This window comes from Nostoc sp. 106C (assembly GCF_002154725.1).
Taxonomy (GTDB): domain Bacteria; phylum Cyanobacteriota; class Cyanobacteriia; order Cyanobacteriales; family Nostocaceae; genus Aulosira.
Genome location: NZ_MTAW01000106.1, coordinates 101,122 through 112,215 on the forward strand (window position 1 = coordinate 101,122; position 11,094 = coordinate 112,215).

Sequence of the window (11,094 nt, forward strand, 5' to 3'; positions counted from 1 at the left end):
AATTAAATCAGTGAACAATTATATTGCTATAATCCCTTGAACCTGAACCATGTCGTCAAATCTTTGGCTGCACGCGCTCCCAGGTGAAGGGTCCGAAGGCATTCTGGTCTGTGGCGTTGTTTGCCTGCGGGTCGATCGTCAACTTCAGCCATTCAAGTGGGAAGGTACTACCATGCACGACGATGCGGTGGAAGTTGGGCACATCGAAGCCGGGGTGCAGGTAGTTGAGCGGATCTGAAAGCGAGAGGGGATTGTCCGACAGATACTCGTGCGAGTCCCCGTTGAAAAGCAGGACAGGCTTGCCGAATTCCTGAGTCTTCTTAGCGATCTTATCGACAAATGGGTTGTACGCCGTGAGGTGAGACGAAGGCTTGCCATCTAAATCCCACATGTTGGCCTGCGTGGCGATCAGAACAGCCTGCACACCGTCTGCCTTAGCCTGTGCAAATGCCGCATCGAGCCAGCGCAGGTCAGCGTCCGTCCGCTCTTGGATCTCCTGCTGCTGTGCGGCGCTCTGGGCGGACTTACCGTACCAGATGTCGTTGTCGTTGTTCGAGCCACCAGGAATGTTCACGGTCACGAAAAGAACCTTCGACTGCTCCCAGATGACATTCTCGACGTACTTTGCGTCTGATGGGTGTGCTGGGTCGAAAACTTGCGCCTGGGAGATAACCTGCTTCTTACGCCCGCCGAGCGTGACGCCAGGGTTGGAGAAGAAGATCGAGCGGATGAGGTCAAGGTTGGCGATTGGATCGCCGTTCGCGTAGTCAACGGGGTTGCCTTTTGCGTCGAGCACGCCGCCGCCCTCGCCGGACTTGTGGCAGTCTGTCCACTCATTGTCGCCTGGGGTGTAGACGAGTGGATCTTTAAACTGCTTCCAGAGGTCGAAGACAGCCTGGTCGTAGGCCTGTGTGCAGTACTGCTTGCCAGAGTGGATGTCGCCAACATGCAGGACGAGATCGACTTTCGGATCGCTATTGATTGAGTCGATGAAAGTCGGCGACGCGTAGAACTCTACATTGTCAGTGGGTGTCGTCCCGTATGGGGAGTCACCGTAGACGGCGAGTGTGAGGACGTTCGCCGAACCTTGGTTGATGGGGGTACCGTTACCAGCCAGCACAACCTTGCTGGTTGCCAGTGCAAGCGCGAGGGTTGTTACAAGCGCGAGGAACTTGCGCTTGCCTTCCTTTCTTATTTCCATTGGTTCAACTGTCTTAGGGCTTAGGTATGGGATACAAGTATCATTGCCACAGAAAATCGAGATAAGAAGTATTACACGAATACTACAAAAATTTTTAGGTGCTGAAACTCTTGATTTCTCGTTCAGCGATTACTTAGTGGTTATTCAAGTAAGTTACTATAACCTTCAGTAAAAGCCTTATATCGTAAAGCTTTCAAGCTTAATGCGATTTTCTGCTCTAATGACTTTCATACCCCAAATAGTGATAGAAGGTTAAAGTTTAGTTAATAATTATTTAAGGGTATTGGGAAAATATTCATCAGCATTTCACATTAAAAACCGCTGCATTTAGGGGTATTGTTATGGAAGCTGTCACTAGGGACAAACTAGCTTTAAAGTCTATTAAAAGCATTTAAAAGTTTTTCGCGCCAAACATACACCGAAGCTTCTGGTATCATCAGCGAAATCTGGCAGACTGCTCTTGCCCACTAAAAACAAGCAGATACTATATAATATTTAGCAAAACTAGGTTAAGTACTACCAAGATAGGGAATCAGCTATTAGAAAATGGCAAGATAATGATCGCTTGCCATTTCTATTTTAATTCATTCCACTTCCCCCAATAAAAACAGCATAAGGGCTAAAAATTTATTGCCAGGAATCAGTAATTGGGGTTGCATTAGCGGCATTATTCAATCCAGGTAATCCATAGCTTGCTTCAATAGTGCGCAACACATTGTAGTGATTTATATTCTCACTATAGTTTCCTGGTTTAACATGAGCGCCAACAAAGATAGTAGCAATACGATTGCTGGTTGTTCCATTATCTTCATCAAAGGTCAGAATCAGCAAACTATTGTGAGTTTTAGCCCATTGTGCATAGGCATCCAGATTATTTTTCAGCCAGGTATCACCTTTTTGAATTGTGCCATCGTGCATATCATTTTGTTCGTTGGGAACCACAACTGAGACAGTGGGCAGATTGGCAAATGTCGTAGGAAAACTTGTAAATGGTTGATTTAAAGAACTGACAACATTAGTGAAATCAACCCAAGGATTATGCTTGCGATAGTACAAACTATTGTAAGAACAACCTGTATAACCAGCACTGGGCATACTTTCTGAATAACCTGTAAAAGTCTTGCCAATACCCGATAACTGGGTAGACAGATTAGCTCCGCTAAATGTCAATGGACAATTGTCATTTGTTACACCTTGTGTAGAGCCACTAAATAAGGCTAAGTAGTTGGGTTGGCTTGGGTGTGTCACACCGTGGGAATTTGTGAAGAGAGCGCCTTGCGTTGCTAATGAATTGATATATGGAGCGCTACTAGAACCGATAATTTGTGAATACCCGTGGTTTTCTTCAATGACGATGACGATGTGATCGAAAGTTGGCACTGTAGCTGCTAATGCTGCTTGGCTGTTTATAGCGATACTCGTTAATACTGCTAGTCCACTACTAATCCCGCCAACCCATTGCCAAGAAGATCTAATTGGTCTCAACATACACGCTCCTTTTCTAAACTTTCTCGGTAGATAATTAACTCTTTTTTAAGGACTAACTAAAGTTATGTCACCAGTTTTAAGTTGCCACTAATTCCATTTCTTTTTTTTTGAAGAAGAGCAACCCTTGTAAGATAGATTTTTAAATTTAAGATGAAATTAAGTAGCCATTAATTTTTACTGGTTGAGTTATACAGGAATGTAGCTGTAGCGGACTGGAATGCTAATCGCTCAAGTCTGCAATCAAGACATTTTTAAAATAGGCATTTGCGTTAGCAAATGCCTAGTGGGGTTTTAGTGGAAGTGATGGTAATTGAGAAGATTAAATGTATATCTCTATGTTGTTGACTAGGTAAGCATTGTTTTATACAAACAGCCTATATTCAACTTATCTCAAAAGTCTTTCTCCATCGCTTCACCGCCGCTTGCAATTCTTCTGACAACCAATGATCAAACTGCGGATAAACAGGTAAACGCGGCACTAATTCCCACCCCGCAGGCTGTAAAATTTCTCTCAATTCTTGCTCTTGAACATGGGGATAATCAGGATTTACTTCATCTTTTGGCCCAATTCCGCCTAAATCTCTCGCACCAGCTGCTATACAAGCGAGTAACCATTGATCATCATTTACTAAATTCGGCGGAATTTGAATTGTAATTTCTGGTGGTAAAATCTGACGTGCTGTGGCAATTACTTTTGGTAATTGATGGGGGTCAAAAGGTGGTGCGTCAAAGCTTTGCTGATTTCCTGGGCTATGGGGTTGTAAGATAACTTCTTGAATGTGATGATAATGCTGATGTATATGTGATATAGCTATTAAAGTTTCCCAGCAATCATCAATTGTTTCCCCAATTCCTAATAGTAGCCCTGTGGTAAAGGGAATCTGTAATTCTCCTGCCCATTCTAATTGTTGTAATCGCACTTCTGGTAATTTACTTGGTGCTTGTCGATGCACGGTATTTAATAATTTTGGAGTTAATTGCTCTAACATCAACCCCATTGAAACATTAATATTCTTCAGCTTTTGCATCTCCGCAAAGCTGAGTGGACCTGCATTAGTGTGGGGAAGAAATCCCATTGAGAATGCTAATTGGCACAAATCATATATTCTTTGAAACCACTCCTTTCGCTTTGGTGAATTAGGATGTACTTCGCCGCTGAGAATGAGAATTTCACAAACATTTTCGCTTTGAAGTTGTTTTAAAATGCTTTCTGTTGCTGATAGAGTCATCCAAGAACTTTTACCTGGATCGGTGCGAAAGTTACAGTAAGTACAGCGATTAAAGCATTCATAAGTAGGGACAATTGTATAAGCTGGGCTATAGGTTACAATCGGAGAATTATCAGTTGGCATAGAGCAAGGAAGTACCAAAAATTAAATTATCCAATTTTCATAGGGTACGTTAATGAAGTGTAACGCACTCTCTTTATCTACAAATAGCGGTGGTTGAGTCTACTTAAGCCGAATTTAGATTCCCAGCTTCTTAAAGAAGTCGGGAATTTGGGCAGATGCTTTTGCACTTTTTATCTAGGCAATTTTATATTCATTCATATTATTGTTTTCCTGTTGTTTAGCATGAATATTTTTGAGATGCTTTTTAACTGTGTTAATAGTAATGTAAAGCTGATTGGCAATTTCTCTATAAGAAAGGTTAGCGCGTCGTAGTTGCCAAACTTCTATCTCTCTATCTGTTAAATTGTATTTTTTAGCATCTGCGATCGCAATACTTCTGCTATACAAATTGCAATCTTCTACAGTCACTAATAAAAAATTATGTTTACTGGCGCATAGCTCTAACCATCTAGCTCTTAGCCGTAATTTAACTGTGGGTTTTGGTGCAATTTCAGATTCGATAATTATTTTCTCGTCTGGAAATAACTCACGACTTTCAATTAAGGATTGACAAACACGCCAGATCTCTTCTGGTACTGTGTTACTAGCAGCTTCTTTTGGCATTAACTCACGAGAAATAGAACGAGCAAACTCATTTGTATGAATTAACTTGCCTTCAGTTGTTACTATAAAGATGCCGTCCACAAAGCTTTCAATAATAGCTTGTAGTAAATTGATTTTTGGTACAAACTGCAACTCATCGTCTTTGGCAGTTTTTTTGCTAGATTTATCTCCTGCGGTAGCTGCAAAATCTAAATTTTTTTTGTCATCTGGAAATAACATTGTTACTTTCCTCCAAAACTCAGCATTAAAGTCAAACAGGGATACATCTGATTGATATAAGATGTATAGCTGAATTTTGATTTTCGAGATTCTGTCTATGCAATGAGTAAGCTGTAAGTACAGTAATGCTGTTGAGGTAAAATCTTGTGAGTTAAAGTTTGCGGAATTTACCTGAAGCAGGGTGAAGTTTTTCTGAAGTTGATGGGTGCAGTAAGTAACAGCAAAATGTTCGGTTGAAACCGCTGATGCTGCGCCAGCTGGAATCAGGAGTCTTGCTATATGATAAATCCGCAGAGTATTCACCAATGGTTTTCTGTTGAGCAACAGCGTAAATATGTTGCTCAATTGCAAGGGCGAGTTGGGATAACACGCCGTCGAGCAGAATATTTTGTCAAGCTGTGGGCTTATTTACTACTCAAACAACGGCAAGAATTAGGTCAGCATTTAAAGCAACCTTTAAGAGAATTAGAGTTACCCAGTGGGTTTGTTCCTTGTACCCATCGAGAAGCGCAAGAAGTTTTTTATGGTGACGACGACCGAGGAAGCGATCGCTCGGCGGGTATGATGATTGATAAGCTCGTGGCTTTAGGGCTAATTGAAAAAGACTTTGATGGCAATAGTACCTGTATTCGCATTCGGTCTTTATTACCCAATCCCCAAGACTCTAGTAAAGCCAAAGCAACGATAAAGTTTTTCCCAGACTACTTCAATCCTCGAACTGACGCTATCCCCGTTGCGAGTTTTTTAGCTCGCAACTACAACTGGATGAATAAAAAAGCTACTGCTTTACCCCACAGAATTGTCAGAATCCTACGTGGTTGGGCAGAACAATATCCCACCGGAATGCGGGTTTTGCGTCGCAGCGATACCCAAGATGCTGTGGGTTTTTATATTTTGTATCCGGTAGCGAGAGAATTTGAAGCGAATTTCTTTCTCTCACCGCGCAATAGTCTGCACCTGAGTGCAACTTGGGACGATGATCCATTTCAAATTGCCCTCAGAGGCGATCGCAATTGTACTTCGATTTTTGTCCGCAGTTGGCAAATAGATTTACCTTACAAGCAGTCAATTAACGTCTGTGAATTTTTAAAGGATGTTCAAAAAACATTAGTTAATATCCAAGCTGATTTTCCTAACCTATGCGATATCTATACCTTAGTTATCCATCCAACTGATGAACAACTAGTATCAGCATTAGGTTTTCAAAAGACTAACCAAGACCCACAACTATCTCTCAATTGGATGTATCTGCCACTAGATAAATATTTAAGCTTGGATATTGAGCAAGCCGTGTCAGGATTGCAATTTGATTAAAAATATTCAGGACAATTTAACTATGTCCCAACCCAGTATCGAGGGTTTTATTCAACTAATAACTCTCTACCGCCCTAACTTTCCTGGCGAAATTCAAGGGGCTTCTTCAGCACAGGTCGATGCTTTTGCTGAACTTGTATATCAAGTTTCAGCGCTGACTTTGCCATCAGACTACCGCGATTTTCTATTCAAAATGGGTATAGCTGCACCTGGGTTCATTGCGGACACTTCTCAACCGGGTTGGGGTGAGCGTGTACCTTGGTCTGCTTTTGTCAAGGATGCTTCACCCAATCTGGAGAGTTTGCACGAATACTATAGTTATTTGTTGGAAGATGGAGAAAGCCCGCCGCCTCAATGTTTAGTTGTGGGAGTTTTTGGGGTGCATTGCGAAGAGGTTTTCTTAGAATGTCAACGAGGAATAGCTGGCCGAGTGTTCAGCGAAAAGTCTAACTCTAGAGCGATCTGGGCGGACAGTTGGATTGGACATCTCTACAAGCAAGGATTCCGTTACATCATCAGCAAGCATATGGAGATAAAAGCCCAGAATGCTATCACTCGGGAAGCAGCATCGCAACTAGCTAATTTAGCGATCGCTTATGGCTTGGAAGTTCAATGGTTTAGCGATGCACTCGACTTTTGCGCTGCCAGTTCCGACTGGGAGGTACTATTCTACATTTCAGATTATACAATCTCCCCTTTCTTTTATTTAGCAGGAAAAAAACAATCTTGGTCGTGGATTTCAGGCGATCGCACTAATTCCAAGGCTGCTGATTTTTTACAGTTCCTAAAGCGTTCATCCATGAATTAGTACAGATGTAAGCGTCACCAAAATATTGACGCTTACACCCAGCAAATCTACTTATCTGTCTACAGAACCCATAATCACGTCGATGCTGCCTAGAATTACCACAATATCTGCCACCTTCATCCCCCGGAGTAAGTGAGGAAGAATTTGCAGGTTGTTGAAATCGGCTGGGCGAATCTTCCATCTTGCGGGGAAGACGTTATCATCACCAACTAGATAAATGCCCAGTTCACCTTTACCGCTTTCTACACGAGCGTAAATCTCTCCTTTGGGAATCTTAAAGGAAGGAGAAACTTTTTTGCCGATGTACTGGTAATCAAAAGCATCCCATTCTGATTTTTTTCCAGCCGCTAAACGCTTGGCTTCTAGGTTTTCATAAGGGCCGCCGGGAAGTCCTTTAATTGCTTGACGAATAATCTTCACAGATTCGCGCATTTCCCGCATCCGCACCACGTAACGGGCAAAGCAATCGCCAGCAGTTTCCCACTGCACATCCCAATCAAAGTCATCGTAACATTCGTAGTGGTCAACTTTCCGCAAGTCCCACTTCACGCCAGAAGCACGTAACATGGGACCAGAAAGACCCCAGTTAATTGCTTCTTCGCGAGTGATTGTGCCAATACCCTCAATCCGACGGCGGAAGATCGGGTTATTAGTAACCAATTTTTCGTACTCGTCTATTTTGGGTAGCAAGTAGTCGCAGAATTCTGAGCACTTATCTACCCAACCGTAAGGTAAATCAACTGCCACGCCACCAACGCGGAAGTAATTGTTATTTACCATCCGATAACCGGTAGCAGCTTCCCACAAATCGTAAATCATCTCCCGTTCGCGGAACTGGTAGAAGAAGGGAGTCTGAGCGCCCACGTCAGCCAGAAATGGACCAAACCACAGCAGATGGTTGGCGATGCGGTTCAATTCCAGCATGATGACGCGGATGTAGCTGGCGCGTTTGGGTACAGCGACACCTGCCAGTTTTTCTGGGGCGTTGACAGTAACGGCTTCGTTGAACATCCCCGCTGCGTAGTCCCACCGACTCACATAGGGGACGTACATGATCGTGGTGCGGTTTTCCGCAATTTTTTCCATTCCCCGGTGCAGGTAGCCAATTACTGGTTCACAATCAATGACATCCTCGCCATCCAGGGTAACAATTAACCGCAGAACCCCGTGCATTGAGGGATGGTGCGGTCCCATATTGAGCACCATAGGTTCAGTGCGGGTTTCTATTCTTGCCATAGATTACAGTGTTCTCCCGTTCATGAAAATTTAGAATTGGACCGCGTAGATGCCAACCAGACCCAATTTATCGTTTCTGCCACAATAAGACTCTTCAGGGCAATGGGTGAGGTTGGAGAGAAGATGGCAGCCGAGGGACTTTGGTTGATGTTTCATTTTGTTGCACTTCTTCAATTATTATATGGAAGCTCGATATGCAAATAATTGAAGTGCAAGAATTTTTTCATCTGCCAATGTAGAGCTAGGGGATAATTCAGCAATTTCCCCTTAGTTACAAATTTTACTACCACTCAGAGAGCCAATTTCCTAAGGCTACATTAGAGATGGCAGAAGTAGGATAATTTTATACACGAATCAAAAGTCAATAATTAGGCGATCGCGAATTAATAAGTTGAATTTATCTAGCAACTAATTTAATTATATTCAAACTGGGCATGGGGAATTGGCAAAAAGGCAGTAGGCAATAGTCATGAATGATTTCTCCTCATCTCCCTTGTCCCTTCGCTACTGAGGAACTCTCACACAAGGTGTGGAACTCTGAGAGGGAGTATCAGGAAAAACTGCTAAAGTATGATATTCTGGATTTCCGTTTCCATAGATGATGCGGAAAGTATACAACTTGCTTTTTGCTTGACCCTCGGTAATTACTGTTAAAAGCGTATTTTTAGTATCGGGTACACCAGGAATTGCCAGTTTTTTAATTCGTCTAAGTTGAATTACGTTTGCTGAAGAGTTTTGGCAATCTCCTGTACCATTACCTCCTTGACCGAACTGCATACACATCGGCCCGTCAAAATCAATAGTTACCTGGGACGGGTCATTTAACCAAACTTTTTTGATTTTTTCGCCAGATGGAATGAAGCTTAAGTTTGTACCTTGTTGATACCAAATTTTGATGGTAGGTACTACTCCGCTTAAACCTTGAGCTTGGCAGGAGAAAATCGAGCGAAGAACGGCGTTTTCAGCTACAGCACGTCCAGCTAGCAAAACTATAGCTACAAAACTTAGAGAAACCAGAGGCAGAAAATAAGAATTATTTAAGATATTTACCGGAAAAAGCATATTTTTTTTCATGGCTGTAACTGGGGACTGGAAGGAGGACAAGGAAGAAATAACCAAGAAAAAAGGACTAATGACTAAATCATAGAGGATGAAGCATTTTCATACTTCATTCCTCAATCACTGATGCTTAAAACTCCATTGCTTGATTGACATAGATTTCTACTTCTGTGCCTGCTGGTAAAAACCACACGTTAGTTCGCTGCATCATGTCGGACATTGCCTGTTGATTGCGTTGTGCAATTTGAGGAACTATAGTGTTCATCCCACCTTCTAAGACTCCCGCCAAAAGGTTGCGTTGAGGGTTAGTATTGCTAACGACAGTACCGCCAGCATTAGTAGTCACAACTTGAGATTCACTACGATTTAACAACTCTGCGGCTTTACCCAGACCACCCAAGACAAACAGTCCCATATCCATGCCGGCAATAGATGATCCTCGGTTAGGATATTGCCTTGCTACCAAAGGTTTACCTTGGGAACCGCGAATAACCAGGGCGTTTGGCGGTAAGCTATTCTCAGTAGTTCCGCTTTGATCTTTTGCGATCGCTTTCACTACATTTAGCTGTAGTAAACCTTGTTCGGAAAGAGAACGAATTTCTGTCAATAATTCAGTACCCGCAGGGATGGCAATGTTTCCATCTACACCTTTTAAAGGTTCTTGTAACTTGACTACAAATGTATTGTTTTGACCATCGTTGCCATTGTTAGAAGAAGAATTAGCAGTTTCTCCAAATACAGCTGTTGCCAACACAGCTTTAACACTACTTCCTACGGCGATGGATTTTGAACTCTGCTTTGCTTCTTTGTTTGCCGTCATTGGCTTGTCTGTTTTGCTTGCAGTCAGAGTTTCTGGTGTTGGCGTTTCTGGTGTGGGTGTTGTTGGGTTAGGCTCAGGGTTGGCCGCCTGTTGCTCTACATTGGGATTATTGGGATTGCTTGCTGTTTCAGAAGTATTGATATTCCCTGGAGATTGGTCGTTAACATTCACCTGACCGTAGCTGCCTAACTTGGCTAAATTTGACCACATCTGATATGGGTCTAATTTAGGTGGCGGAGTGACATTGAGCGGTGGTGATGGAATGTCCGGCTTGACAGCTACCATCTGGGGTGGTGGTAAAGGCTGAGAGTAGGCAGTTGTATGTGGAGGACGTGGTACGTCATCGATACGCTCAACTGTAACTATCCTAGGTACGTTGCTTTTTGGAATAGGTTTTGCGGCTATTGAAACTTGTTTAATCTGTGTATTTCTTAGCTGTTGTTGTGCTAGTTTCACAGCTTCTGCTTGTTCAGTAAGAGCTAATTTTGTTTTGAGAGTTTCTATTTCTAGCTCTTGTGGTACAGATTCATCTACTACTGGCGATTTAATTTCGGGGGAAATATTCTTCTTTTTTGGCTTTTGATTACTGCCACTCATAATCTGGGTCAAAAACCCACCAGCAAACAAAACTACTGCCAAACTTGCAGTACCAACTAAACCTAACTTAGCAAAGGGATTAGATGAGAGAGATTGCTCAGTTTTAACTTCTGATGGTTGAGAAAGTGACGGTTCCAAAGCCGCTGATTCTTCTATTGCTTCGGCACTTACAGAAGATAAGTCTTCACTTTCTAAGCCAACTAATTTGGCCATTCGTAATTCCCAATCTAGAGAATCTAGTTCTAGTTGGTAATTATCATTTACAGAACTTCTTGCTGAACTTGAATAGGGAGTCATATTACATCTTAGGGTGAACTTTCAGAACAACTTTTATCCTTTATGTCACAAATTTTATAGATTTGCAGATGAGCTTCAGCAATGCGGTGAGCAGCCAAAT

9 protein-coding genes are annotated in these 11,094 nt (G+C 42.5%); 2 read left to right on the forward strand and 7 right to left on the reverse strand.

Annotation, left to right across the window (positions count from 1 at the left end; all coding sequences use genetic code 11):
* Positions 1–55: 55 nt before the first annotated feature.
* The 4 genes from BV375_RS14740 to BV375_RS14755 all read right to left on the reverse strand — a co-directional run bounded on the left by BV375_RS14740 (position 56) and on the right by BV375_RS14755 (position 4,863).
* Positions 56–1,201 carry a metallophosphoesterase gene (locus BV375_RS14740; RefSeq protein WP_086761690.1) on the reverse strand — a complete coding sequence of 382 codons (1,146 nt, stop codon included), beginning with the start codon at positions 1,199–1,201 and terminating at the stop codon, positions 56–58.
* A gap of 627 nt (positions 1,202–1,828) precedes the next feature.
* Entirely contained in the window at positions 1,829–2,689 is an 861-nt protein-coding gene (locus tag BV375_RS14745) for an alkaline phosphatase family protein (protein ID WP_086761692.1), read from the reverse strand.
* Between the two features lie 380 nt (positions 2,690–3,069).
* Positions 3,070–4,041, reverse strand: a complete 972-nt coding sequence (cofG, locus tag BV375_RS14750) for a 7,8-didemethyl-8-hydroxy-5-deazariboflavin synthase subunit CofG (RefSeq protein ID WP_086761694.1) — start codon at positions 4,039–4,041, stop codon at positions 3,070–3,072.
* Positions 4,042–4,215: 174 nt separating this feature from the next.
* Positions 4,216–4,863 carry a helix-turn-helix transcriptional regulator gene (locus BV375_RS14755; RefSeq protein ID WP_086761696.1) on the reverse strand — a complete coding sequence of 216 codons (648 nt, stop codon included), beginning with the start codon at positions 4,861–4,863 and terminating at the stop codon, positions 4,216–4,218.
* A 282-nt stretch (positions 4,864–5,145) separates the two neighbouring features.
* Between BV375_RS14755 and BV375_RS14760 the strand changes: the two genes are divergently transcribed.
* Together BV375_RS14760 and BV375_RS14765 are read left to right on the forward strand one after the other, a co-directional pair.
* Complete coding sequence (locus tag BV375_RS14760; protein ID WP_086761713.1) at positions 5,146–6,177, forward strand: hypothetical protein; 1,032 nt, start codon at positions 5,146–5,148, stop codon at positions 6,175–6,177.
* A 22-nt stretch (positions 6,178–6,199) separates the two neighbouring features.
* Positions 6,200–6,985 (forward strand): hypothetical protein, encoded by a 786-nt coding sequence (locus BV375_RS14765; protein ID WP_086761698.1) that lies wholly within the window; start codon positions 6,200–6,202, stop codon positions 6,983–6,985.
* Between the two features lie 51 nt (positions 6,986–7,036).
* Here the strand turns inward: BV375_RS14765 and BV375_RS14770 are convergent, their stop codons facing one another.
* The 3 genes from BV375_RS14770 to BV375_RS14780 form a co-directional block, all read right to left on the reverse strand.
* Positions 7,037–8,221, reverse strand: coding sequence for an NAD(P)H-quinone oxidoreductase subunit H (locus BV375_RS14770; RefSeq protein WP_086761700.1), 1,185 nt, complete (start codon positions 8,219–8,221; stop codon positions 7,037–7,039).
* Between the two features lie 504 nt (positions 8,222–8,725).
* Positions 8,726–9,295 (reverse strand): hypothetical protein, encoded by a 570-nt coding sequence (locus BV375_RS14775; protein WP_086761702.1) that lies wholly within the window; start codon positions 9,293–9,295, stop codon positions 8,726–8,728.
* Positions 9,296–9,410: 115 nt separating this feature from the next.
* The gene (locus BV375_RS14780; RefSeq protein ID WP_086761704.1) at positions 9,411–10,994 is read right to left on the reverse strand and encodes a TrbI/VirB10 family protein; all 1,584 of its coding nucleotides are present in this window, start codon (positions 10,992–10,994) and stop codon (positions 9,411–9,413) included.
* Between the last annotated feature and the right edge of the window lie 100 nt (positions 10,995–11,094).

Bases quoted from the DNA above. Each gene is read 5' to 3' on its own strand.
- BV375_RS14740 (WP_086761690.1), bottom strand. From the start codon at position 1,201: ATGGAAATAAGAAAGGAAGGCAAGCGCAAGTTCCTCGCGCTTGTAACA.
- BV375_RS14745 (WP_086761692.1), bottom strand. From the start codon at position 2,689: ATGTTGAGACCAATTAGATCTTCTTGGCAATGGGTTGGCGGGATTAGT.
- cofG (WP_086761694.1), bottom strand. From the start codon at position 4,041: ATGCCAACTGATAATTCTCCGATTGTAACCTATAGCCCAGCTTATACA.
- BV375_RS14755 (WP_086761696.1), bottom strand. From the start codon at position 4,863: ATGTTATTTCCAGATGACAAAAAAAATTTAGATTTTGCAGCTACCGCA.
- BV375_RS14765 (WP_086761698.1), top strand. From the start codon at position 6,200: ATGTCCCAACCCAGTATCGAGGGTTTTATTCAACTAATAACTCTCTAC.
- BV375_RS14770 (WP_086761700.1), bottom strand. From the start codon at position 8,221: ATGGCAAGAATAGAAACCCGCACTGAACCTATGGTGCTCAATATGGGA.
- BV375_RS14775 (WP_086761702.1), bottom strand. From the start codon at position 9,295: ATGAAAAAAAATATGCTTTTTCCGGTAAATATCTTAAATAATTCTTAT.
- BV375_RS14780 (WP_086761704.1), bottom strand. From the start codon at position 10,994: ATGACTCCCTATTCAAGTTCAGCAAGAAGTTCTGTAAATGATAATTAC.